Source organism: Pseudomonas sp. PDM26, from assembly GCF_019219185.1.
Taxonomy (GTDB): domain Bacteria; phylum Pseudomonadota; class Gammaproteobacteria; order Pseudomonadales; family Pseudomonadaceae; genus Aquipseudomonas.
The window spans coordinates 68,309-93,047 of the sequence record NZ_JAHUWC010000002.1; the positions used below are offsets into that span (position 1 = coordinate 68,309).

Here is a 24,739-nt window from a genome sequence, read left to right on the forward strand (position 1 = left end):
TTAAAGATGTCTGTGCGAGGAAGACACGCTATTGACCACTCTGTTGCCCCATGCCAGTCTGGATTCAACAGCTAACGGTACTTAGTCAGTAAAACAACCTCTGGCGATCTCGTGTTTGAGCATTGGCAACAGTCCCGTGAAAACATGGAGATTGTTATCGTGTTCAAGGCATCAAGGCTGACGCGCTCGTTGATCTTCCACCTAACTCGCATTCGGAGCATTTATCTTGAAATTTGAAGGTATCTATACACCAGCAGTAACTCCTTATAATTCTGATGGAGATATTGACTGGAATGTGTACTCGGAAGTTTTGGAGTCGCTGATTGAGGCGAAGGTGCACGGCATTATTATCGGCGGGTCGACCGGCGAGTATTATGCGCAGACGTCGGAAGAGCGCACCGAGTTGGCGGCCTACGCCAAAGATGTGATCGGCACTCGGGTGCAACTGATCGTCAGCACCGGGGCGATTCGTACCGAAGATGCGGTTCAGTACGCCAAGGATGCCAAATCGATCAAAGCGGACGCGATTCTCGTCACGTCCCCGCCTTACGCGCTGCCAACCTCGCAGGAAAACGCGATTCACGCGCTCACTATCGATCGCGCAGCGGACTTGCCGATCATGCTTTACAACTATCCGGGGCGCATGTGCGTTTCGATGGATGAAGAATATTTCACGCGTGTCAGCCAATCGAAAAACGTCGTCGCCATCAAGGAAAGTTCCGGCGACATGGGCCAGGTGCATATGCTGGCCCGGCAGTTCCCCAACATCGCCTTGTCCTGCGGATGGGATGACCAGGCCCTCGAGTTTTTCGCCTGGGGCGCCCGCAGTTGGGTGTGCGCAGGTTCCAACTTCCTGCCCAAGGAACACGTGGCGCTTTATGAAGCCTGCGTGATCGAAAAGAACTTCGACAAAGGCCGTCAAATCATGTCGGCAATGATGCCGCTGATGAATGCTCTGGACGGTGGCAAGTTCGTGCAGTCGATCAAGTACGGCTGCGAAGTTGCCGGATTGAAAGTCGGTAATGTGCGCCTGCCATTGCAGCCACTTGAAGCGGACGAAAAGCAGAGTTTCGCGTCGGTCATTGCTGAACTCAAACGTAACGTAGCCAACATTTCTTCGGGAGCCAGCCATGGGTGATCTTCTGAGCAAGGCCGAATATGCCGCTCTGGCCAAAGACATTTCGTTGCCATCCAAGGCGTTCATCAATGGCGCGTTCAAGCCCGCGATCTCTGGCAAAACATTCGCCACGAACAATCCGGCAACCGGTGAGTTTTTGACTGACGTCGCCGCCTGTTCGTCCGAGGATGTCGATTTTGCGGTGAGCAATGCCAAGGAGGCCTTCGAGGACGGACGCTGGAGATCGATTTCTCCCAGGGAGCGCAAAGCGGTTCTGTTGAAGTTTGCAAACCTGCTTGAAAGCCATCAACACGAACTGGCCGTCCTCGAAAGTCTCGATAGCGGCAAGCCGGTCAGTGAATGTCAGTTGGTCGACATCCCCGACACCATCCACACGATCCGCTGGCACGCAGAACTGATTGACAAGATTTACGACAACACCGCCCCGGTTGGCAGCGACGCGCTGACCATGGTGGTCCGGGAGCCGATCGGCGTGGTGGGCTGCGTATTGCCCTGGAACTTCCCGCTGCTGATGCTGGCCTGGAAAATCGGCCCGGCACTCGCTGCGGGTTGTTCGGTCATCGTCAAACCTGCCGAACAAACCTCGCTGACCACGTTGCGCGTTGCTCAGTTGGCGTTTGAAGCCGGCGTTCCCGCCGGCGTCCTCAACATTGTCACCGGCACGGGCAAAGAGGTTGGCGAGCCGATTGGCTTGCATAACGACGTCGACATGGTGAGCTTCACCGGCTCCACCGCGACCGGCCGCCGTTTCCTGCATTACGCCGCCGATTCGAACCTGAAGCGCATCGTCCTTGAGTGCGGCGGGAAAAACCCGGCCGTGGTGATGGACGATGCGCAAGACCTGGACCTCGTTGCTCAGCATGTCGTCAATGGCGCGTTCTGGAACATGGGCGAAAACTGCTCGGCAACTTCTCGTCTGATCGTCCATGCGTCTGTTAAAGACGAGCTGCTGGAGCGCATGGGCGCCTACATCCGCGAATGGAAAATGGGCGACCCACTCGATCCGGAAAACCGCGTAGGGTCGCTGGTCAGCCCTGAGCATTTCGCAAAAGTGAAGTCGTACCTTGAGCACGCCGCCGCCGGAAAGCTTGAAGTGGTTTACGGTGGTGCGACCAAAGACGGTGCCTTTGTAGAGCCAACGGTGATTGACGGTGTTGGTCGAGACAACCGGCTGTTTCAGGAAGAGATCTTCGGCCCGATTCTTTCGGTCACCACCTTCCATTCAATCTCCGAAGCCATTGCCTTGGCCAATGACACGGTATACGGCCTGGCCGCCTCGGTTTATACCGGCAGCCTGCGGCGGGCGATCAAGTTGTCGCGGGAAATTCGCGCCGGCATCGTCACCGTGAACTGCTTTGGCGAGGGCGATGCATCGACGCCATTCGGCGGCTACAAAGAGTCGGGCTTCGGTGGTCGGGACAAATCCATTTTTGCCCATGACCAGTACACCGAAATCAAAACCATCTGGATCGATGTGTCTGATCGGTCGGATGAAGAGACTGAAAAATGAGCACCCATACCATCAAGCGTCTGCCGGTAGACACCGGGGTTTCAGGTTGGGAGGCGATTTCCGCACGCACTGCGCCTGTCCGCATGCTTGATGGAAACGTGACGGCGGATTGGCTGATTATCGGTGCCGGTTTTGCCGGCCTGTCCGCCGCTCGCAGACTTTCACAGTTGCACCCGGGTGACAGCATTGTTGTGGTCGATGCTCATGAAGTCGCCAAGGGGCCGGCGGGCAGGAACTCGGGCTTCATGATCGATGTGCCGCACAGTCTGTCGTCCGGGGAATATTCCGTGGCGAGTGAGTCTGCAACGGCACTGGAAATCACCCAAAATCGTTTTGCGATTGCTTTTGCCGCTGAAGCCGCACGGGAGTACGGCATGTCTGCCGACACTTTCGACCCTTCCGGGAAGATCAACGCGGCCGCCACTGCGCGGGGATTGAAGCTGAACGTCAATTACGCACAATCCCTTGAGCGCATTGGCGAGAAGTTCGAGATGTTTGATGCCGCGCAAATGCGCGAAATCACCGGGTCCGCCTATTACCACGGTGGGATCTACACGCCCGGCGCAGTGTTGATTCAACCCGCGCAATACATTAGAGACCTGGCAGCAGGGCTGGAAGGGAAAATCACGCTGTTCGAACGCTCTCCGATTATTGAATTGACCAGGCAGGGAAGCGGTTGGAGCGCTCGATCTCATAACGGGACGGTGCACGCACCCAAGGTCATTCTTGGGGTTAACGGCCACATTGAAGACTTTGGTCATTATCAGGGACGTCTGCTGCACGTCTTTACGTACGCCTCCATGACGGCAGCGTACAGTGATGATGCATTCAGGAAAGACGTGCCGGGTAGAGCCAAGTGGGCATTGTTGCCAGCTGATCCAATGGGAGCGACTGTTCGTAAAATCTCTACAGACGGTCTCTCTCGTATCGTCATCCGGACAAAATTCACCTATGACCCGAGTATCCAGGTCACGCCAGAACGTGTAGCGGCGGTGGCCAAGGAGCAGCGACACTCCTTGGACGCCCGCTTTCCGGAATTGAAATCCACTGCGTTGGAATTCAGTTGGGCCGGCCGTCTGTGTCTGAGTCGTAACAGCGCCGCTGCATTTGGCGAGATCGAAGAAAACCTGTATTCGGCTTGCTGCGAAAATGGGTTGGGAACGGTCAAGAGCACCCTGGCGGGTGTAATGGCGGCGGAGTTGGCTTCAGGTACACGTTCTGATTTTCTGGCCAGTTTCAGTCACGCACCAGGACCCAGCAGGTTACCCCCCAAAATAATAACGAAGCTGGGCGTCAGTTCGGTTATTCGTTGGCATGAGTTTTGGGCCGGGCGAGAAGGTTAATAAGTTAAGTCGTCGGCTTTCTATAAAGGCCGTTTAACAAGTCACTAATAAGAACGGAACAATCCATGAAGAGTATCTGGAAGGCATTCTGCGCGCTCGCGTTTGTGGGCATGATGAGTTTGCAGGCACAGGCTGAAGAAAAAAACATAGTAATGGGGACCATGTCCTGGGAGGATTTGGTGCCCATTACCGGCATTACCAAGAAGGTACTTGAGAACGCTGGGTATACCGTAAAAGTCGTGGAGTTTTCCGAGTGGGGTATCGCCTACGCTGCACTCAGCAAAGGGGATATTCAGGTGTTGGCCTCCCAGATTGATTACGCCGCCGCCGATTATTGGAAAAAGAACAAGAACAAAATCGAGAAGCTGTCACCGGTCTCCTTTGGTCTTTATCAGGGCATGGCAGTACCCAGTTACGTAGACATCGATTCCATCGAACAGCTGAATGCAAACGCGGACAAACTGGGGAACAGAATCATTGGCATCGAACCTGGCTCGGGTTTGATGAGTGACGCGAACAACGTGGTCAAAGCGTACGACATCAAGCTCAAGCTGGTCGAAGGCAGTACTTCGGCAATGACCGCGGCTTTGAAGTCGGCAGTCGACCGAAAAGAATGGGTGGCGGTAACCGTCTGGGATCCTTCCTGGATGACCAAGAAATTCGATCTAAAATTCTTGAAAGATCCAAAAGGGGTCTTCCCGCCATTGCAGGGTTATTACTGGATCGGGCACAAAGGCTTCGCTGAAGCCAATCCGCGTGTGCGTGAACTGATGGCCAGCGTTTATGTACCCATCACCGACATCACCGCAATGAATGCTGAAGTCAAGGATGGCAAGACCATGGACGAGGCTATCAAGGGCTGGATAGATAGCCATACAGATCTTGTCAATCGTTGGGGAAATATCAAGAACTATTGAGTTTTGTTTGTTTGCCACTGCCGCCCTTTGATTAATTAAAAAAACCAGCAAACAACTGGTTCGATGGATTGCGAAATGACGATGGCCACAATTAATACTGACGAAGTGCTGGTGGATTGCCAGTCGGTTTGGAAGATCTTCGGTAAAAATGCACCGACAGCCATGGATGCGGTTGTTCAGCAGGGTCTTTCAAAGACCCGGATCCTGCAAAACTATGGCTGTGTGGTCGGGGTTTCCGATGTCAGTCTCCAGGTTCGCCGGGGGGAAATCTTTTGCATCATGGGTTTGTCCGGCAGTGGCAAATCCACCCTTATACGGTTGCTGAACAAGCTGATCACCCCGAGCTCGGGGAAGGTGCTGGTCAAAGGCAAGGACGTTTCATCCTTGTCGCCGGCACAACTGCGAGAGGTGAGGGCGCGTCACATCGGTATGGTCTTTCAAAGCGTTGCCTTGCTGCCTAACCGTACGGTTCTTGAGAACACCGCGTTTGGCCTGGAAGTGCAGGGTGTGGGCAAGGCTGAACGTTACAAAGTGGCCGAGCAGGCGCTGGCGAAGGTTGGATTGAGCGAGTGGACTTCACGCTATCCAGGCGAGCTGTCCGGCGGCATGCAACAACGGGTCGGACTGGCGCGTGCACTCACTGCCGACCCGGAAATAATCTTGATGGATGAGCCGTTCAGCGCGCTTGATCCGCTGATTCGCCGACAGTTGCAGGATGAGTTCCGCCAGCTGACCAAGGAGCTGGGCAAGTCCGCGGTGTTCATTACACACGACCTGGACGAGGCCATCCGCATCGGTGACCGCATTGCGATCATGAAGGATGGCGCCATCATTCAGGTTGGCACCGCCGAGGAAATCGTGCTCAACCCGGCTGACGACTACGTGGCGGAATTCGTCGCCGGCATTTCCCGATTGCATCTGGTCAAGGCTCACTCGGTCATGACGTCGGTCCAGGCCTACAAGGCAGCACACCCGACATGCGACATCTCCAGGCTGACCAAAACCTCGCTTGACGCCGATATCGATGAACTTATCGGATTAACGATGAAGTCCGAGCGTGACGCGCTCGCCGTCGTCGATAACGGCACAGTGGTCGGGATCATTACCCCGCGTGATCTGCTGCGGGGCGTGCAAGGTATTCCCAATGAATTGGCGCCCTTAGCAACTGCCAATGCGATGGAGGCGTCCGCATGAGCACGCCGGATTTTTCCAGTCAGTTCGATGCATCCATTGATACGGGGTTGGAATGGCTTTCAGATAATGGCGAGTTCGTGTTCGATGCCGTCAATGCGGTGCTCAATGGCATTTACGAAGGCGTGCTGTGGTGTATCGCTTATCCAGCGCATTACGTTGTGGCGATTGTCCTGGCGTTGATTGGCTGGCGTGTGGCTGGCGTTCGCTTCGCGATTCTCTCAGGTCTGGCATTGTTGCTGTGCGACCTCATCGGGTTGTGGCCACAGACAGTCAGTACGCTTGCACTGGTGCTCACCGCTACCGTGTTGGCACTGGCGGTCGCCATTCCGCTGGGAGTCATCGCGGGTCTGGCGCCGGCCTTTGATCGTGTGGTTGATCCTTGTCTGGATTTGATCCAGACGATGCCGCCCTACATCTACCTGCTACCGGCCATTGCACTGCTCGGCTACGGCCCTGCCACGGCGCTGTTGGCGACTTTTATCGTCGCGCTTCCCCCTGCGCTACGACTGACCTCCCTGGGTATTCGCATGACGCCCAAGGAGTTCATCGAGTTGGGAGATGCCAGCGGCGTGACGGGTATGCAGATGTTTTTCAAGATCCGCTTACCGTTCGCCATGCCCAGCATCATGGCTGGCGTTAACCAAAGCCTGATGATGGCATTCGGCATGGTTGTCATTGCAGGCATTGTAGGTTCGGGCGGTTTGGGCGAGGCGATTTACGGGTCCATCCGTACTTTGGATATCGCCAAGTCGATCAACGCAGCCATCGCAATCGTCATTCTGACCATGATTCTGGATCGTTTGGCGCAGAGCGCTGCACAGGCGCGGGTGGGGGCTTCCCAATGACAACGCACATTCAATTTTCTCCAGGCGATTACCTGGCGCCTGCCGTTGATTGGCTGAACACGAATTTACATGGTTTGTTCAAAGGGATCAGTCAGGTCGTTGAGGCGGTACTCGGTGCAGTGGAGGGAGCACTGCTGGCACCCCATCCGTATTTGTTCATCGGTATTGTCGTCGTCGCGGCGTTCTTTTTTGCCAATAAGCGGGTCGCTGTTTTCGCTGCGGTGATGTTGGCTTTCTGTTTGTTCGCTGGCCTTTGGGTCGCGTCCATCCAGACGATCGCGCTCGTCAGTGTGGCCGTCCTGATCTCGGTGTCCATCGCTTTCCCGCTGGGAGTTCTGGCGGCCCGGGTGAAGCGTGTAGATGAAGCGTTGCTGCCGATTCTGAACATCATGCAAACCGTGCCGCCCTGGGTTTACCTGATCCCCGCAGTGATGCTGTTCAGTTTGGGACGGGTGCCCGCGATCATCGCAACGATTGTTTACGGCATCCCGCCGATGCTCAGATTGACGACCCTGGCCTTCAAACAGCTGCCCAAGGATCTCCTTGAGTTGGGCCAGGCGTCCGGTGCTTCACCTAAAGACGTTCTGTTCAAAATTGAACTGCCGACTGCCGCACCCACGCTGTTGGTAGGCCTGAACCAATGCATCCTCATGTCGCTGGCGATGGTGGTACTGGCAGGTCTGGTGGGGGCGGGCGGTCTGGGGGCTGAAGTGACCCGTGGCCTCTCCAGGATGGAGATGGGATTAGGCCTTCGAGCGGGCCTGGCCATTGTCGCTATTGCACTGCTGTTGGATCGACTGTCACGGGGCGCGTTGCAGCGTCACTCCCCCAGCAAACTCCTTTGAAAGGGCATCAGTATGAGACGCAGCTTTTTTTGCATTGATTCGCACGCGTGCGGCAACCCGGTTCGGGTTGTAGCGGGCGGAGCGCCGCTGATGCCCTCCGTATCGATGGCCGAACGTCGCGATATTTTCGTGCGTGACCACGACTGGGTACGTACCGCATTGATGTTCGAACCTCGGGGACACGACATCATGTCTGGTGTCATTATTTATCCATCGGTACGTGATGACTGCGACTTCGGTGCGCTGTTTATCGAAGTCAGCGGCTGCCTGCCGATGTGTGGCGCGGGCACCATCGGATTATCGACCGTGGTCATTGAAGAGGGCCTGGTGACGCCTCGTGAGCCGGGAAAACTGGCGATTGAAACACCGGCGGGACGGGTCGATGTCGAATACACCCTGGGCGGTGAATTTGTCGAGTCGATTCGCTTGTTCAACGTAGCCAGCTACCTGCACAGCGCCGATGTGGTGGTAAAAGTACCTGGTATTGGTACGTTTACGGTGGACATCGCCTACGGCGGGAATTTCTATGCGGTGGTCGAACCACAGGCGTGCTGGACTGGGTTCGAAGGGCAGACGACGGCTGACATCGTGGGGTTGAGCCAGAAGCTGCGCGCAGCGCTCTCGGCCATTTGTGACCCTGTGCATCCAGAGAACAGTAGAATCAGTGGTGTTCATCACATCATCTGGTGTGACAAACCACAGAGTAGAACCGTGCATGGCCGCTGTGCAGTGTTCTACGGTGATAAAGCTATTGATCGTTCTCCCGGCGGTACCGGTACCTCGGCACGGATGGCTCAGCTCTTCGCAAAGGGGCAGCTGAACGTCGGTGATATTTACCGACTTGAAAGTCTGATCGGTACAATCTACGAAGGAAAGGTTGAGGCGTCGGTAAAAGTCGGAACCTTCGACGCAATGAAGCCAAGTGTCAGCGGCTGGGCTGAGGTGATAGGTCACAACACTATTTTTGTCGATGACAAGGACCCTCTGGCCCACGGGTTCCAGCTCGCATAAACAGTGCGTTCGTTAGAGTAAACAAGCGAGGCGTAAAGTGATCGAACGACGAGATTTCAGCGGGTGTATGAAAGGTAAAAACCTGCGCTATCTGGAAGAGACTCGCAGCGAGCCGACGGCTCATGCCCGGGCAGGTTTTTTACTGCTCGAGCACTTCTCGTTGCCTGCATTTACGCAGGCGCTCGATACGATTGTCACTGCCAACCTTTTGCGGCCTACGTTGTTCTCTTCACGAACCTTCGGGTTGCAGGACGGAGAGGTCACCAGCGACCTTGGCCTGATCATTCGACCGGATGCGCGTTTGGACGTGGCAGCACTCAAAGACCTTGATTTGCTGGTCATATGCGGCGGCTATCGCACTGAACTCAAAGTCAATCACGAGCTGATCAGCATCCTTAAAACGGCATCGGAACTGGGTATCACCCTGGCCGGGCTGTGGAATGGGGCGTGGTTTTTGGGCGTGTCAGGTTTGCTTGAGGGGTATCGTTGTGCGATTCATCCCGAACACCGACCTGCGCTCGCAGAAATTTCAAAAGTCACGCATGTCACCAGTGAAGCATTTGTCATGGATCGAGACAGGCTCACGGCTTCGAGTCCGGCGGGTGCTTATCATATGGCTCTCGAGTGGATCAAAGGGCTGCACGGCAAGGCGCTTGTCGAGGGCATCGAAGACATTCTGTCTTTCGAGGAGTCGCGGTATCGGCGTATCAAACCGACACAGAACATCTCGTTGAGCGCCCCCCTCAAAGAGGTGGTCAAACTGATGGACGCCAACCTTGAAGAACCGTTGCAAATGGAGCAACTGGCGGTCTATGCCGGACGTTCCCGTCGACAAATAGAGCGCTTGTTCAAAGAACAACTGGGTACCACACCGCAACGGTATTACCTGGAATTACGCATTACCGAAGCACGGCGATTACTTCAGCACACAGAGCTGTCTCAGGTTGATGTGCTGGTCGCATGCGGCTTTGTTTCACCGAGCCATTTCAGCAAATGCTACAGCTCGTACTTTGGTTACCGGCCTTCGAGAGAAACACGGCTGGTGAAATAAAGTACGCCTGATCAAACCTTTGTGATTGGCGGTGTTTACCGCGACGGTGGGCTAACGACTTCGTGGCGTGGCTGTTTGTGCTGGATGCGTTAGTGAAACGCTTCAAAACCTGATGTTGCTGACACGCTAAGGAGGAGGGCATGAGCGAAGTGCGATTGAAGAGCGATCAAACAAAAAACACGGCGTACTTGACTACGCCCACCGTTGCCGCTGGTCCTGGGGTCACAAGGCCCCAACTCGGGATTTTCCTATGCCTGCTTTCAATGCTTATCTTTGCGAGCCAGGACGGAATAACCAAGGTGCTTGTCAAAGACCTCCCGGTTGCCCAACTGGTCATGGTGCGCTATTGGGTATTTGTCGTTTTTGCCTTCGGATATGCCGCCTACCAAGGTAGGGTCAAGGAACAGTTTCGGAGCAAGCACCCTTGGCTCCAAATCATTCGAGCGCTGTTAGCCGTGGGTGAAATAGTACTGTTCGGAGTCGGGCTGCGTTATTTAGGCCTGGCTGAAATGCATGCTCTCTATGCGGTATTCCCTCTGATGACTTTGGCATTGGCGGGGGGGCTGCTGGGAGAGTTTGTCGGGCTACGACGTTGGATAGCGGCTGCCATAGGGTTCACCGGGACACTGATCATCCTCCGACCAGGCGCGGGCGTCTTTGAACTCGCAGCGCTGATTCCCCTGCTGTCTGCTTTGGGGTTTGCAGTATTCAATGTACTGACGCGCCGAATTAGCCAGCACGATTCCTTTGCGACGAACATGCTTTTTATGGCAAGTGTGGGTGCCCTGACGATCACATTTGTGGGGCTGCCCGCATGGGTTTCTCCGACTCCGGTCCAGGGCCTCTTGATGGGGATCCTGTCATTGACGGGAGTAGTCGCTCAGATACTGCTTATTCAAGCACTGAAATACGCGACCGCTTCTACACTGCAGCCTTTCAACTATGCGCTTCTGGTGTTCGCCACGTTGATTGGTGTGATCGTCTTTTCCGAGCGCCCTGATACCTGGGTGGTTGTCGGCGCAGCGTTGGTGATTATCGGTGGGCTGTATGCGATTAAAGCGAAGGCGTGAACGTACCTGAGTGGTAGGAGCTGCCGAAGGCTGCGATCTTTTGATCTTGCTTTTGCGATCTGGAGATTGCTGAAGATCTAGATCAAAAGATCGCAGCCTTCGGCAGCTCCTACAGGGGAACGCGTGCACCACCAAACAACGAGGTCGAGCGTTAGCTCGCCTCGCGGTGCTGTTGCGGTGCACGCCCCCTCATGCCCTCCTGCTCCTTAGGCCGCGATAAACAGCTTGTGCGGATCCATGACGAATTTCTTCGGCGCCCCGGCATCGAACTCGTGGTAACCGCGCGGCGCGTCGTCCAGGCTGATCACCTGCACGCCGACAACCTCGGCAATGTTGATCCGGTCCCACATGATCGCCTGCATCAGCTGACGGTTGTACTTCATCGTCGGGGTCTGGCCGGTGTGGAAGCTGTGGGACTTGGCCCAGCCGAGGCCGAAACGGATGTTCAGGCTGCCATGCTTGGCGGCTTTGTTGGCCGCGCCAGGGTCTTCGGTGACATACAGACCGGGGATACCGATATTGCCGGCGACCCGCACCACGCCCATCAGCGCGTTGAGCACATCGGCCGGGGCCTCGTGCTGCGCGCCGTCATGGCCGTGGCCACGGGCTTCGAAGCCGACCGCATCGACCGCACAATCGACTTCCGGCTCACCGAGCAGGTTGGCGATTTGCTCGTGCAGCGGAGTGTCCTGGGTCAGGTCGGCGATCTCGAAGCCTTGGGCCTTGGCATGCGCCAGACGCAGCGGATTGACGTCACCGACGATCACCACCGCCGCACCCAGCAGACGGGCGGAGGCGGCAGCAGCCAGTCCGACCGGACCGGCACCGGCGATATACACCGTGCTGCCAGGGCCGACACCGGCGGTCACCGCGCCGTGGTAGCCGGTCGGCAGGATATCGGAGAGGCAGGTCAGGTCGCGGATTTTCTCCATGGCCTTGTCGCGGTCGGGCAGCTTCAACAGGTTGAAGTCGGCATACGGCACCAGCACGTATTCGGCCTGGCCGCCAACCCAGTCGCCCATGTCCACATAGCCATAGGCACCGCCGGGGCGCGCCGGGTTGACCGTCAGGCAGACGCCGGTGTGCTGTTCCTTGCAGCTGCGACAACGGCCGCAGGCGACGTTGAACGGCACCGAGACCAGGTCACCGATCTGCACGTTTTCCACGTCACGGCCCCTCTCGATCACCTCGCCGGTGATCTCATGGCCAAGCACCAGCCCGACCTGGGCCGTGGTCCGGCCACGCACCATATGCTGGTCGGAGCCGCAGATATTGGTCGAAACCACGCGCAGGATCACGCCATGGTCGATGCGCTTGCCGCGTGGGTCTTCCATTTTCGGATAGGGGATGGTCTGCACCTCGACCTTGCCTGCGCCGAGATACACGACACCACGATTACCAGACATGCTTTCACCTCGCTTTTGTTGTTGTGAGAACACGGCCCTTGTACTGCGAAGGGGCGCGCGGCCTTACAGTGCGGCGGTATATGTCTTGCGTTTGCGTGTGATGCAGAATTGGTTGGAAGTCACCTTCCAACCATGCGTAATTAGCAGTCATCGCATCAATCCTACGCCTGGTATCAGCACTCTGCGAGGGCATTTGGCACCCAATCATCACCTGTTTCCAGCCATGCTCCGAACAATCGCCATCGCAGGTTCCGATGCTTGCTGGAGGTATGCATCCCTGCGTGCCTGATGCGTCTATGATTCAGCCTGGATCTTCTATGAGGACGCAGTACTTACCAACAGGATCAGTGCCTGTATCCCCAGATATCCACCTGCAGCGTTAGGTTAAGTCTCTCTTTCCCCTCAGTTTCCATGGATTCAGGGGCTAACCCCGGACGATAGGAGCAAGCGCGATGATTGCGGACTGGACTGGTCAGGTAGCGCTTGTCAGTGGCGCGGGTAGTGAGCGAGGCATTGGCATTGCGATTGCGAAGCGACTGGGCAACCTGGGTGTGAGGTTGATCGTCACAGGCAGCAGTGCTCGCATCCATGATCGGGTGGAGGAGTTACGTGCCGCAGGATTTGAAGCGCAAGGTCGTGAGGCAGACTTGAGTAAAGAGGATCAAGTCCTTGAACTTACCACTTGGGCAGAATCGGTATGGGGGCGAATCGATATTCTGGTGAACAATGCCGGGATGGCTGCGCAGGGTCATCCGGAGCCTTTTGCCGATCTGGCGGACATGAGTGTCGATAGCTGGAATCTTTCAATCGCTCGAAATCTGACAACCGCCTTTCTGCTCACCCGTGGAGTTTTGCCGGGGATGCGCAACAGACACTACGGTCGTATCGTCAATGTCAGCTCCACGACAGGCACTCGGGCGGGTAATCCAGGAGAGGCGGCTTATGCTGCGGCCAAAGCGGGAATGGTGGGTATGAACATGAGCCTGGCCCTTGAGGTTGCGGGCTATGGAATCACTGTGAACTCGGTCGCGCCGGGCTGGATCGCCACTGGGTCAAGTACCCCAGAGGAAGTGAATGCAGCGAAGTACGTCCCGGTTGGCAGGGCCGGTCGCCCGGAAGAAGTGGCTGCTGCCGTTACGTTCCTGGCCTCACCTGAGTCCAGTTACATTACCGGTGAGTTGCTGGTGGTCGATGGTGGCAATTGCCTGATAGAAAACAAAGCGCCCAAGTAATGAATGCGTGTCCGCTGCAAAATTTTGCAGCGAGCCAGAGTCTGGCTTCGCGCAACCTGCGACGGAGGTGGGTAAGTGACTCCCTCCGTCGCAAGTCAGGCTGATTCGATCAAAATGGCAGTGGTAGTTTCGCTGTGCGCCCCCCATCCACCACGAGCACCTGCCCGGTGATGAAGGCCGATGACTCCGAGGCCAGGAAAACGACTGTCCCGCCAACATCCGTCGGCAATCCGGTACGTCCGACCGGATGAAGGCGCAGGAGTGCCTGGCGCGCCGCATGGGGATCAGCTTGAGCGGCGAGGTACGCATCACTCAACTCGGAATTGATCCACCCTGGAGCAATGGCATTGCAGCGGATGCCGTCCCGGCCGAGATCGACTGCCAAGGCTCGGGTCAGCCCATGGATACCGGCCTTGGAGGCACAGTACGCGGCATGTTCAGGGTTGGCGCCTATCCCTTCGATCGACCCGATGTTGATGATGCTGCCACCGCCTCGCTGACGCATCTGGGGCACCAACGCCTTGCACAAGAACGCTGGCGCCCGCAGATTGACAGCCATCATGCGATCCCAGTCCTGCTCGGTCATCTCATCAATCGATTTTTCGAACATGAACCCCGCATTATTCACCAGGACATCGACTCCGCCGAGCTGCTCCCGGGCTATTTGCGCGATCACATCGGGGGACTCCACCGAAGTGAGATCTGCCTCGACGAAATAGACCTGAGGGTGATTTTGCAAGTCGGCGTCCAGTGCCTGACGCTGAGCGATCAACACAGTAGCTCCCGCCTCAAGCAATTGTTCGGTGATGCCTCGACCAATCCCTCTGCCACCCCCGGTCACCACTACATTTTTACCATTGAGCATCGCTACTTCTCCTTAGCCGGATACCGGCTTGGCGCCTGTGACTTCTACCGTTTCACCGGCGATGTACCTGGCCTCGTCGGACGCCAGAAATGCGATGACATCCGCAATGTCTTCAGGTTCGGCGATACGGCCTAATGGCACGCTCTTGTTTAGCTCTTGCACGGCTTTGTCCGGATCCAGGCCGCGACGTTCAAAGCCGCTGCGTATCATCGGGGTATTGATTTCGTGCGGGCACACAGCATTGACACGGATGCCCAAAGGGGCGCAATCGCGACCCAGATTTTTGGTTAAAGCCGCGACGGCCCCTTTGCTTGTGCAATACGCCACGTGGGCGGGGCCTGGATAAATTCCCCAGACAGATGATGTGTTGACGATTGCGGCGCCCGGACGATTTTTCATGTGCGGTATCGCGGCACGGCAGATGAAGAACACTGCATTCAGGTTTACGCCCATGGCGTCAAACCACATGTCGTCAGTGGTTTCCTCAATCGTGCCGCGGGGAATGATGCCCGCATTGTTCAACACGATATCGATCCCCGAAAAAATATCTACGGCAGTTTGGACAATCGCTTCGCAGTATTCTTTTCGGCGTAAATCGCCTGCCACGTAGTGCACTTCGGCGCCCAAGTCACGAACTTTGGCTGAGATTGATTTGCAACCGGCTTCGTCAAGATCAGATAAAACAAGTTTTGCGCCTTCTCGGGCGAACAATAACGCTAACGCTTGTCCGACACCGCCGGCAGCGCCGGTAATGAGCACCACTTTATTATTGAATTTCATATGGCAACCTGCCTGGTAGTTTTTTGGCGCAGCCATTATTTAATTTCAATGGATCGCAGCGTCTAGCAACTTTTTTACTGGGCCAAAGATAACCAGGCGTTATCTAAAATTACTGACTCGAGAATGGAATCGCGCCCAAGACAGCCCAACGGAGCGGCGCACGAAGTTTGTTTTCTTTGTGCTCCGCGCTTTCTGTCTCTGGATGGGAATCTCCAATGATCCCAATGTGGCTAGTGCGTATTCCTTTGAAGCGTGTGGAGAAACAGGCATGCTAAGGCTACGAAGTCAATAAAATGTACTTAGGTGTACATTTGATGAGGCATCAGAGTACATTCGCGTTACGCATTTTTGAAGAAGGTGAGCGCGATGTCCCAGTTAGGGAAGGCACGTGGTAAGGCCCAGGATGCAGGTTGGCGCGGGTCCCCGGAGGGTTGGCTCGAAGCCGCCTACGAAGCCCTGAAGGAATCGGGCATCGATGCCGTTCGGGTCATGCCGCTGGCCAAGCGCCTGGGCTTGTCACGAACCAGCTTCTACTGGTTTTTTGAGGATCGTGAACAATTGCTCGCCGCCTTGCTTTCACGCTGGCGGGAGACCAATACGGGGGGCTTGATCCGGCAAAGTGAAAGCTATGCCGAAAGCATCTCGGAGGCGATCCTGAATGTGTTCGAGTGCTGGCTCAACCCGCAACTGTTCGACTCGCAATTCGAGTTCGCCGTGCGCAGCTGGGCGCTTCAGTCAGCTGAAGTGGCTCAAGAGGTCGCTACCGTAGACGAGCAGCGCATGAATGCCCTGGCGAGCATGTTCAAGCGCTTCGGCTATGACAGCCAGGGCGCTGATGCGCGAGCCAGAACGATTTATTTGACCCAGATCGGCTACATCACCATGAACACGACTGAGTTGATCACTGTGCGCTTCCAACGCATTCCTCATTACGTGAGCATCTTCACCGGGAAAGTACCCAAGCAGCGCGAGCTGGATCGTTTTTACGGGAAATTCGGCTATGCCGAAAAAGAGCCCGGGGTTTTCGTGCCCTTGACAGATACCTTCGAGGAGACGTCTGCAGATGCTCAATGAGACGCTAGGCATTATTGGAGGAACGGGGTGGTTGGGCGCAGCGATCGCCAAGGCAGTGCTGGCAAAGACATTGGTGCCGACGGGCAATCTGATCATTTCCAACCGCACGGGCAGCCATCCATTGGCACAGCAAGGCGCTTGCCTGGTCACAGATAACCAGGACCTGGTGGATCGCAGCGACGTAGTCATCATCGCGGTTCGCCCCGAGCATTTCGCCGGCTTGAACATCAACGCGACGGGCAAAACAGTCATTTCACTGATGGCCGGGATTACAGCGCAGGCGATTGCTGAACAGACATCGGCTTCGGCGGTCGTGCGGGCGATGCCCAACGCGGCGGTAGAAATCGGGCAGTCTTTTACGCCTTGGTACTGCTTCGGAGAGATAGAGGCCGCGACGAAGAATTTCGTGCAGCACCTTTTCGAGTGTGTGGGCACTGCCGCCGAAGTTCAGCAAGAGGATTTCATCGATTACCTTTCTGCACTATCGGGCACCGGCCCGGCCTTTCCTGCGTTATTGATGACGGCGCTGGCCAATCAGGCGATGGTCGCAGGCATACCTGCGGAAATCGCACAACTTGCCGCGAAAAATGTCGTCGTAAACAGTAGTCAACTGTTGGCCAGCCGCGATGCTCAGCAGATGATCGACGCGTTGGTTGCCTATCGAGGGGTGACGGCCGCCGCGTTGCAAGCGATGACGCAAGGGCACTTCGAAGAACAAATCGGCAGGGCTTTGCAAGCAGGTGCTGCCGTTGCCCAAAGAGGGCTTCAGGCCTGAAAACCGAAGCCCCTCCACAGGGGCTCCGGTAAGCGTCGTTTACTCTGCCTTGAAGCAGTAAACGGCCAGCTTGTTACCGTCCAGATCCCGGGCGTAGGCAGCGTAGGCATTTTCAGCCCAGCCACGTGAGCCTGGCAGGCCTTCGCACACGCCACCGTTCGCCAATGCGGCTGTATGGAAGGCATGGACCGCAGCGCGGTTCGGTGCTTCGAAACTGACGGTGACACCGTTGCCGACGGTGGCCGGATTTCCATTTGCCGGTTTGAGTACGAAGAACGAAGGCTTATCGATGCCCCAGATGGAGCCGGCCTCGTCGAGATCGGCGACGCGCTTCAGGCCAATCTCCTTCAAAACGACATCATAGAATGCGCGTGCTTTTTGCAGATCTTTGGTGCCGACGGTTACATGAGTAAAAACAGACATCTTTGTTTCCTTACTGTTGGTGGTGATTGGACTGTCGACGGATCGGAGACCCGTCGGATATCAGAAATGAATGACGGTGCGAATGCTTTGCCCGGTGTGCATCAACTCGAATGCCTGGTTGATCTCTTCCAGGGGCATGTTGTGGGTGATGAAGGTTTCCAGCGGGATTTCACCGCGGCCGGCCTTCTCCACATAACCGGGAAGCTCCGTGCGACCTTTTACGCCGCCGAAAGCGCTACCACGCCATACGCGACCGGTGACCAGCTGGAAGGGGCGAGTGCTGATTTCCTGGCCGGCGCCGGCCACACCGATGATGATCGACTCGCCCCAACCCTTGTGGCAGCACTCCAGTGCCGCTCGCATCAGCTGCACATTGCCGACGCACTCGAACGAGTAATCGACGCCACCGTCGGTGAGTTCGGCGATGACGTCCTGGATAGGCTTGTCATGTTCCTTGGGGTTGATGAAATCCGTCGCGCCCAGCGACATAGCAACATCGCGCTTGGCTGGGTTGATATCGATCGCAATGATGCGTCCGGCGTTGGCCATTTTTGCGCCGATGATTGCGGCGAGACCGATACCGCCCAGCCCAAAAATCGCGACGCTAGCGCCAGCCTCTACCTTGGCGGTGTTGAGTACGGCGCCAATGCCCGTGGTCACCCCACAGCCGAGCAGGCAAACCTGATCCAGCGGAGCCTCCTTTGGAATCTTCGCCAGGGAAATTTCAGGCAGCACGGTGTACTCGGAAAAAGTCGAGCAACCCATGTAGTGGAACAGTGGCTTGCCGTCGTAGGAAAAACGCGAGGTGCCGTCGGGCATCAGGCCTTTGCCCTGGGTCGCCCTGACGGCCTGGCAGAGGTTGGTCTTGCCGGAGAGGCAGAATTTGCACTGCCGACATTCCGCGGTATAGAGCGGAATCACATGGTCGCCGACTTGCAGCGAAGTCACGCCTTCGCCGATGGCTTCGACCACACCACCGCCTTCGTGCCCCAGCACAGTGGGGAAAATACCTTCGGGATCGCTTCCCGAAAGGGTGAAGGCGTCGGTGTGGCAGACGCCAGTGGCGACGATGCGAACCCGTACTTCGCCAGCTTTGGGCGGGGCGACATCGATGGTGACCAGCTGCAACGGTTCATTGGGGGCGAACGCGACAGCAGCCCTGGATTTCAAGGTCTGTGCTGACATGGAAAAGCCTCGTTAATTGCAACGCAGTTGACTTGAGAGAACGATAAAGCCGTGGCGAGGGAGCTTGCTCCCGCTGGGCTGCGCAGCAGACCCATTTTTATGAGCGCTTCGCACTGGAGCGCCAGCCCGGTCAAGCGGGAGCAAGCTCCCTCGCCACGGGTTTACCGAACTCCTTAAATGCAGCATCAGTCCCTGAACCTTAAGATCAGGGACATGACTTCAGATGTCTTTCAGTAGCCGCAGCGCATCGTAGATGGCGGCGTGGGTATTGCGCGCCGAGACCGCATCGCCGATCCGAAACAGTTGGAAACGGCCTTCAGGGTTGGTCACGATGTTCTGGGTTTTGCCGGCGATCAGATTGTGCTGCTCGACTGCGCCGTCATTGCTCGAATGGGGTCGCAGATCGAAGTACAAGTCGTCCAGGGGAAGGGTGCCGTGGTTGATCACGACTTGATCGACCACCCGCTGTTTATGCACCTGGCCATAATCGCTGCCGAAGTTGGCAACCAACTGCCCGTCGCGCTTCTCTACGGAGTCGACCCGATACGTGACCGTAAAGGTAACGTCCAGGTCCTGCAGGCTGCGCATGTAAGGCACCAGGTTCATCGCCATCACCTCCGGCGAAAACGACCGGTCAGGCGTGACGATCTCCAGTTTTGCACCGCTGTTGGCGATGACCTCTGCTGCTTGTAGCGCCGCATGGTCGCCCGCGTCGTCGAAGATCAGCACGTTCTTGCCGGGCTTGACGTCGCCGGAAATGATGTCCCAGGTCGACACCACCAATTCATTGCCATGTTTGAGCACCTCGGTGTGCGGCAAGCCACCCGTGGCAACGATCACCACATCCGGCTCTTCAGCCAGGACCGTCTCGGCCTCGGCCCACGTGTTGAAGTGGAACTTCACACCCAGGCGTTCGCATTGCGCCATGCGCCAGTCGATGATGCTGATCATCTCGCGGCGTCGTTCGCTGAGCGCAGTCAATCGGATCTGCCCGCCGGGCTGGTCGGCGACTTCGAACACCGTGACGTCGTGGCCACGTTCACCGGCGACCCGCGCTGCCTCCAGACCCGCGGGGCCGGTGCCGATCACCACCACCTTGCGCTTGGCCGGCGCCTTGGGAATTTCGTGGGGCATGGTGGTTTCACGCCCGGTTGCGGCGTTGTGGATGCAATACGCGGCGCCGCCTTGATAGATGCGGTCCAGGCAGTAGTTCGCACCTACACAGGGGCGGATGTCTTCTTCGCGCTTTTCGATGATCTTGCGCACGATGTGCGGATCGGTCATGTGCGCTCGGGTCATGCCGATCATGTCTACCTTGCCGGAGGCAATGGCGTGTCGAGCCGTGGCGACATCCGGGATCTTGGCTGCATGGAAAGTAGGGAAGCCGGTGGCCGAGCGGATCTCGCCGGCAAAATCCAGGTGCGGCGAGTTGCGCATGCCCTGGATCGGAATCACATCGGTCAGGCCGGCATCGGTATCAATGTGCCCGCGTACGACGTTGAGGAAGTCGACCAGGCCGCTGTCCTTGAGCATGTGAGAAATCTGCATGCCGTCCTTCGCACCGAAGCCACCGGGCAGGTCTTCATCGCCGGTGTAGCGCACCCCGAGCAGGAAGTCTTCGCCACAGCGTTGGCGGATACCGCGCAGGACGTCAAAGGTGAAGCGCAGTCGGTTTTCCAGCGAGCCGCCGTACGGGCCGTCAAGATCGTTGGTCAATGGCGACCAGAACTGATCCATGAGGTGACCGTAAGCCTGCAACTCCAGGCCATCGAGACCCGCCGCCTTCATGCGTTCGGCGGCATCCACGTAGTCCTTGATGATTCGATCGATGTCCCAGTCTTCCATCTTTTTCGGAAAGGCCCGGTGGGACGCTTCACGGCGATGAGAAGGCGATACGACCGGGAGCCAGTCAGCCTTGTCCCAGCGCGTGCGCCTTCCCAGGTGGGTCAACTGAATCATCACCGCCGCGCCGTGTTCGTGGCATTCGTCGGTCAGGTCCTTCATCCATTTGACCACCTCATCCTTATACGCCAGCACGTTGTTGAACACCGGCGGGCTGTCGCGGGAAACAGCGGCGGAGCCTGCGGTCATGGTCAGCGCCACACCGGCCTTCGCGCGCTCAACGTGATAAGCGCGGTACAGGTCCTTCGGCATGCCGTCGACAGGATACGCGGGCTCATGGGAGGTGGTCATGATCCGGTTTTTGAGAGTCAGGTGCTTGATCTTGTAGGGCTGCAGCAAGGGATCGCTGGACATGGTGTTGCGCTCCGGGAACAGAACATCAGGCTTGGTTTGACATAACGGTATGTCGAATGTTCATGTGTGTCAATGTGTGAGACACAGGTGTACATTTTCCTTGCGTGGTGGAAAAACCAGGATTAAGATCGATTCGAACAGGGGGGATCGTCAGGGGGTCTTTCTGAACCCACTGCCTTAATATAATTTTTAAAAGGAGAGCCTACGTGACAGCGTTATCCGATATTCGTTTGGCGAGCAGGCAAACAGCTTTTACTGAAATTCCAATCATAGATGTGTCGCCACTTATCAACGGTAATAATCCACTGCAGGTGGCAAGCCAGATAGGTGATGCATGCGAAAAGGTGGGGTTTTTTTATATTAAAAATCATGGTGTTGATCAGCAGTTGATAGACAACATGTACAGGCTGAGCAAGGATTTTTTCAAGCTTCCATATGAGGAGAAAAACGAACTTAATGTCGTCAACTCCGGACTGACGCTGCGCGGCTATATACCGATGTATGCGGAGAACGTAGACCCTGCCAACACCCGCGACTTTAAAGAGTGTTTTGATTACGGCGCTCATTACGATGATATTTCTCCATTTTTTGGCCCTAATCAAATGCCTTCCGCACTGCCGCAATTCGAGAAGGTTGCCGACGCTTATCATGGCGCTGTATTGGCGCTCGCGAGAACGCTCATCGGCGCAATTGCGCTGAGTTTAGGTTTGCCACAAGATTACTTTGAACGTCTTCAGCGCAAGCCCATCACTATTCAGCGAATTTTGCGTTACCCGCCCCAGATGGGTAGGGTTTCCCAAGAAGAGATTGGTATTGGGGCTCACACGGACTACGGTTTCCTGACTGTCCTGTCCCAAGATGCAGTTGGCGGTTTGCAGGTCATGAATCGTGCAGGGGAGTGGGTTACTGCACCACCGGTTGAAGGCACGTTTATCGTCAATATTGGTGATCTGGTTCAAACCCTGACCAATGATCGCTACACATCGACAATGCATCGCGTCATAAATACCAGCGGCCTGGAACGTTATTCCATACCGTTCTTTATTGATTTGGATTTCGATGCAGTTGTTGAGCCTGTGTCAACCTGCGTGAGTGAGATTTTGCCTGCGAAGTATGAAGCGTACACGTGTGGCAAACACAAATTTAAGCGATTTGTTGATAGCTATGCGCACCTGAAAGAAACCGAGAAGGCATGATCGTTCTTCTGGCTACGAAGATGCTGATTGGAGGTCAAAGTCACCAGCCTGCGAACGAATGCTCCACCACAACCACAAGAAACGCCTTGGCGTGTCTTGTGGTTTTTTTTCAAGCGATGTTTACCGATGTAACAGGCTCCCGCGAGATTGCGCGTGCAGCCAGGAAGGCAAGAACAGCCGCCACGCCCAGCAACGCGGCGCTCAACTCGAAGGTCGCTCGATAGCCGCTCGAGTCAAACACCAGCCCGCCGACGGTTGCACCCGAGGTAATGGCCAATTGAATGATCGCCACCATTAAACCGCCGCCCGCTTCAGCTGCCTCTGGCAATGTCCTCGCCAGCCACGTCCACCATCCCACCGGCGCCGCAGTCGCAACCAGGCCCCAGAGACCCAGCAAGACAGTGGTGGTGGCCGCCGAGCTGCCGAATGAAACCAGTGCCAGTGCGATCACCGCCATCAAGATCGGGATGACGATGAGGGTGCGATGCAGGCCATTTTTCAAGAAGGCTTCAATCAGGAAGGTTCCCGCGAGGCCCGCCAGACCGAGGACGAGCAGCATCAACGAGAGCATGGAAACACTGACGTGCGTGACGGCTTCAAGGAACGGTCGCAAATAGGTAAACAGCATGAACTGACCCATGAAAAAGACACTGACCGCCAACATGCCTAACGCGACGGGCAGGCTTTTCATCAACTTCAAGACATTTCCAGAGCCTGAAACGCTTTGCGATTTCATCGCTGGAAGGCTGAACAAAAGCCAGACACTGGCGACTACCGCGACCGGAATGACGCACATAAACGCACCGCGCCAGCCAATCAAGGAACCGAGGAAACTGCCCAAAGGTGCTGCAATCACTGTCGCCAGAGCGTTGCCGCCGTTGACGATTGCCATAGCGCGAGTGATCTGGTCTTCAGGTACCAAGCGCATGGCGGTTGCCGCCGACAACGACCAGAAGCCGCCTATCGCCACACCGATCAGTGCGCGGCCGACCATGAACACCCAGTAGTTCGGCGCGAACGCGACCACTGTTCCCGAAATGATCATCAGCACAGTCAGTGACATCAGCAGAGGCTTTCGGTCGACCCGCGCCGCCACCGCAGCGATCAGGAGGCTGGCGAACAGCGCAAACAGCCCAGAGACAGAAATGCCCTGGCCTGCTTGCCCTTCGGTGATCTGCAGATCGGCGGCAATCGGCGTCAGCAGGCTGACGGGCATGAATTCCGATGCCACCAGTACGAAGGCGGCGAGCGACATGGCGAATACGGCGCCCCACGATGGTTCAGCTTTCCGGGGGGCGTGGAGGGAGTGGCTGGTCATTGATTGAATCCTGTCATGCGCGAAGCGTTGCGGTCCCGTGAACGAGGCCACGAGAGAGAACCGGTGCCCGGTCAGGGGCACCGGCAAATTACTTCAGGTTCCATTCGCCAAGTTGACCTCGTTCTTCGCTTCGCCCGTCAATGTGGCGTTGTCGATAACGAAGCGATACTTCACGTCGCTCTTGAGCATCCGCTCGTAGGATTCGTTGATCTGCTCGGCTCGAACGAGCTCGATGTCGGCGACGATGCCGTGCTCCGCGCAGAAATCCAGCATCTCCTGCGTTTCCGGGATGCCGCCGATCATCGAGCCGGCAATCGTCCGGCGCTTCATGATCAGGTTGAACACGTTGGGTGACGGATGAGGTGAGGCGGGCGCACCGACCAGGGTCAGCGCCCCGTCTCGCTTGAGCAGAACCAGGAAGGCATCGAGATCGTGCGGGGCTGCGACGGTATTGAGGATGAAGTCAAAGCTCTTGGCATGCGCGGCCATTTCTTCAGCGTTGCGCGACACCACAACTTTATCGGCACCCAGTTGTTTTGCCGCTTCGCGCTTGGATTCAGAGGTGGTGAACGCCACGACGTGAGCGCCCATCGCATGGGCCAGCTTGATGCCCATGTGGCCCAGCCCACCGATGCCGACCACGCCGATTTTCTTGCCCGGCCCGGCGTTCCAGTGACGCAGCGGAGAATACGTGGTGATGCCCGCGCACAGCAGCGGCGCGACGGCGGCCAGTTGCTCCTCCGGGTGGCGGATGCGCAGAACATAACGTTCATGCACCACAATGTTTTGCGAGTAGCCGCCGAGCGTCCAGCCGGGTGCGTCCGGGGTCGGGAAGTTGTAGGTGCCGACCATGCCGTCGCAGTAGTTTTCCAGACCGTTTTCACAGTCGTCACAGTGTTTGCAGCTGTCGACGATGCAACCAACGCCGACCAGGTCTCCAACAGTGAAATCCGAAACGTGCGCACCCACCGCCGATACACGGCCGACAATTTCGTGCCCCGGTACGCAAGGAAACTGAGTGCCTGCCCATTCGGCACGCACCTGATGCAAGTCCGAATGGCAGATACCGCAGAAGGCGATATCAATCTGAACGTCATGGGCGGCGGGGTGACGGCGGCTGATCTGCAAAGACTCAAGGGGTTTGTCGCCCGCATGAGCACCATAGGCTTGTACAAGCATGGGAGAGACCTCAAAGGATTTGTCGGATGGACATTTTCCCGGTCTGACAAGGCTCTCTGTAGTGCAATCCGCTGGATTACTTGCCTGATTCTATGAGTCTGCGTTCAATCGCAGGACGGTTGCGTG

22 protein-coding genes are annotated in these 24,739 nt (G+C 56.6%); 14 read left to right on the forward strand and 8 right to left on the reverse strand.

The window, feature by feature from the left end; translation table 11 throughout:
- The first annotated feature begins 226 nt into the window (after positions 1-226).
- The 10 genes from KW849_RS04350 to KW849_RS04395 all read left to right on the forward strand — a co-directional run bounded on the left by KW849_RS04350 (position 227) and on the right by KW849_RS04395 (position 10,924).
- Positions 227-1,138: a dihydrodipicolinate synthase family protein gene (locus KW849_RS04350; RefSeq protein WP_218427992.1), complete on the forward strand. Its 912-nt coding sequence runs from the start codon at positions 227-229 to the stop codon at positions 1,136-1,138.
- Complete coding sequence (locus tag KW849_RS04355; RefSeq protein WP_218427994.1) at positions 1,131-2,648, forward strand: aldehyde dehydrogenase; 1,518 nt, start codon at positions 1,131-1,133, stop codon at positions 2,646-2,648. Before KW849_RS04350 ends, KW849_RS04355 begins: the two co-directional genes overlap by 8 nt.
- A complete protein-coding gene (locus KW849_RS04360) occupies positions 2,645-3,991 on the forward strand; it encodes an FAD-binding oxidoreductase (protein ID WP_218427996.1) in 1,347 nt (448 codons plus the stop codon). The genes KW849_RS04355 and KW849_RS04360 overlap by 4 nt, the downstream gene beginning before the upstream one ends.
- Positions 3,992-4,056: 65 nt before the next feature.
- Positions 4,057-4,908 (forward strand): glycine betaine ABC transporter substrate-binding protein, encoded by an 852-nt coding sequence (locus KW849_RS04365; protein ID WP_218427999.1) that lies wholly within the window; start codon positions 4,057-4,059, stop codon positions 4,906-4,908.
- A 75-nt stretch (positions 4,909-4,983) separates the two neighbouring features.
- Positions 4,984-6,102, forward strand: coding sequence for a glycine betaine/L-proline ABC transporter ATP-binding protein (locus tag KW849_RS04370; RefSeq protein WP_218428001.1), 1,119 nt, complete (start codon positions 4,984-4,986; stop codon positions 6,100-6,102).
- Positions 6,099-6,947, forward strand: a complete 849-nt coding sequence (locus tag KW849_RS04375) for a proline/glycine betaine ABC transporter permease (protein ID WP_218428003.1) — start codon at positions 6,099-6,101, stop codon at positions 6,945-6,947. The genes KW849_RS04370 and KW849_RS04375 overlap by 4 nt, the downstream gene beginning before the upstream one ends.
- Entirely contained in the window at positions 6,944-7,792 is an 849-nt protein-coding gene (locus tag KW849_RS04380; protein WP_218428005.1) for a proline/glycine betaine ABC transporter permease, read from the forward strand. Before KW849_RS04375 ends, KW849_RS04380 begins: the two co-directional genes overlap by 4 nt.
- Positions 7,793-7,804: 12 nt before the next feature.
- Positions 7,805-8,803 carry a 4-hydroxyproline epimerase gene (locus KW849_RS04385; protein WP_218428007.1) on the forward strand — a complete coding sequence of 333 codons (999 nt, stop codon included), beginning with the start codon at positions 7,805-7,807 and terminating at the stop codon, positions 8,801-8,803.
- Positions 8,804-8,840: 37 nt separating this feature from the next.
- Positions 8,841-9,854, forward strand: coding sequence for a GlxA family transcriptional regulator (locus KW849_RS04390; RefSeq protein WP_218428009.1), 1,014 nt, complete (start codon positions 8,841-8,843; stop codon positions 9,852-9,854).
- Positions 9,855-9,994: 140 nt separating this feature from the next.
- Complete coding sequence (locus tag KW849_RS04395) at positions 9,995-10,924, forward strand: DMT family transporter (RefSeq protein WP_218428011.1); 930 nt, start codon at positions 9,995-9,997, stop codon at positions 10,922-10,924.
- Positions 10,925-11,130: 206 nt separating this feature from the next.
- Here the strand turns inward: KW849_RS04395 and fdhA are convergent, their stop codons facing one another.
- Positions 11,131-12,330, reverse strand: coding sequence for a formaldehyde dehydrogenase, glutathione-independent (gene fdhA, locus KW849_RS04400; RefSeq protein WP_218428013.1), 1,200 nt, complete (start codon positions 12,328-12,330; stop codon positions 11,131-11,133).
- A gap of 452 nt (positions 12,331-12,782) precedes the next feature.
- Here fdhA and KW849_RS04405 point away from each other — a divergent pair, with 452 nt between their 5' ends.
- Complete coding sequence (locus KW849_RS04405) at positions 12,783-13,562, forward strand: SDR family NAD(P)-dependent oxidoreductase (RefSeq protein WP_218428015.1); 780 nt, start codon at positions 12,783-12,785, stop codon at positions 13,560-13,562.
- Between the two features lie 109 nt (positions 13,563-13,671).
- On the opposite strand, the gene KW849_RS04410 is transcribed toward KW849_RS04405, so the two are convergent.
- Positions 13,672-14,427 carry an SDR family NAD(P)-dependent oxidoreductase gene (locus KW849_RS04410; protein WP_218428017.1) on the reverse strand — a complete coding sequence of 252 codons (756 nt, stop codon included), beginning with the start codon at positions 14,425-14,427 and terminating at the stop codon, positions 13,672-13,674.
- A gap of 12 nt (positions 14,428-14,439) precedes the next feature.
- Complete coding sequence (locus KW849_RS04415; RefSeq protein WP_218428019.1) at positions 14,440-15,207, reverse strand: SDR family NAD(P)-dependent oxidoreductase; 768 nt, start codon at positions 15,205-15,207, stop codon at positions 14,440-14,442.
- A gap of 366 nt (positions 15,208-15,573) precedes the next feature.
- On the opposite strand from KW849_RS04415, the gene KW849_RS04420 reads away from it, so the two are divergent.
- Positions 15,574-16,281: a TetR/AcrR family transcriptional regulator gene (locus tag KW849_RS04420; RefSeq protein WP_108217575.1), complete on the forward strand. Its 708-nt coding sequence runs from the start codon at positions 15,574-15,576 to the stop codon at positions 16,279-16,281.
- Positions 16,271-17,056, forward strand: coding sequence for a pyrroline-5-carboxylate reductase (locus tag KW849_RS04425; protein ID WP_218428021.1), 786 nt, complete (start codon positions 16,271-16,273; stop codon positions 17,054-17,056). Before KW849_RS04420 ends, KW849_RS04425 begins: the two co-directional genes overlap by 11 nt.
- 39 nt (positions 17,057-17,095) lie before the next feature.
- Here KW849_RS04425 and KW849_RS04430 read toward each other — a convergent pair whose 3' ends face one another.
- The 3 genes from KW849_RS04430 to KW849_RS04440 all read right to left on the reverse strand — a co-directional run bounded on the left by KW849_RS04430 (position 17,096) and on the right by KW849_RS04440 (position 20,920).
- On the reverse strand, positions 17,096-17,479 hold the full coding sequence (locus KW849_RS04430; protein ID WP_218428024.1) for a VOC family protein: 384 nt from the start codon (positions 17,477-17,479) through the stop codon (positions 17,096-17,098).
- Between the two features lie 60 nt (positions 17,480-17,539).
- Positions 17,540-18,664 (reverse strand): S-(hydroxymethyl)glutathione dehydrogenase/class III alcohol dehydrogenase, encoded by a 1,125-nt coding sequence (locus KW849_RS04435; RefSeq protein WP_218428026.1) that lies wholly within the window; start codon positions 18,662-18,664, stop codon positions 17,540-17,542.
- A gap of 219 nt (positions 18,665-18,883) precedes the next feature.
- On the reverse strand, positions 18,884-20,920 hold the full coding sequence (locus KW849_RS04440) for an NADH:flavin oxidoreductase (protein WP_218428028.1): 2,037 nt from the start codon (positions 20,918-20,920) through the stop codon (positions 18,884-18,886).
- A 206-nt stretch (positions 20,921-21,126) separates the two neighbouring features.
- Between KW849_RS04440 and KW849_RS04445 the strand changes: the two genes are divergently transcribed.
- Complete coding sequence (locus tag KW849_RS04445) at positions 21,127-22,116, forward strand: 2-oxoglutarate and iron-dependent oxygenase domain-containing protein (protein WP_218428030.1); 990 nt, start codon at positions 21,127-21,129, stop codon at positions 22,114-22,116.
- A 109-nt stretch (positions 22,117-22,225) separates the two neighbouring features.
- Here the strand turns inward: KW849_RS04445 and KW849_RS04450 are convergent, their stop codons facing one another.
- Both KW849_RS04450 and KW849_RS04455 read right to left on the reverse strand, forming a co-directional pair.
- Positions 22,226-23,434, reverse strand: a complete 1,209-nt coding sequence (locus tag KW849_RS04450; protein ID WP_218428032.1) for an MFS transporter — start codon at positions 23,432-23,434, stop codon at positions 22,226-22,228.
- Between the two features lie 93 nt (positions 23,435-23,527).
- Positions 23,528-24,613, reverse strand: a complete 1,086-nt coding sequence (locus KW849_RS04455) for an NAD(P)-dependent alcohol dehydrogenase (protein ID WP_218428034.1) — start codon at positions 24,611-24,613, stop codon at positions 23,528-23,530.
- Positions 24,614-24,739 lie beyond the last annotated feature (126 nt).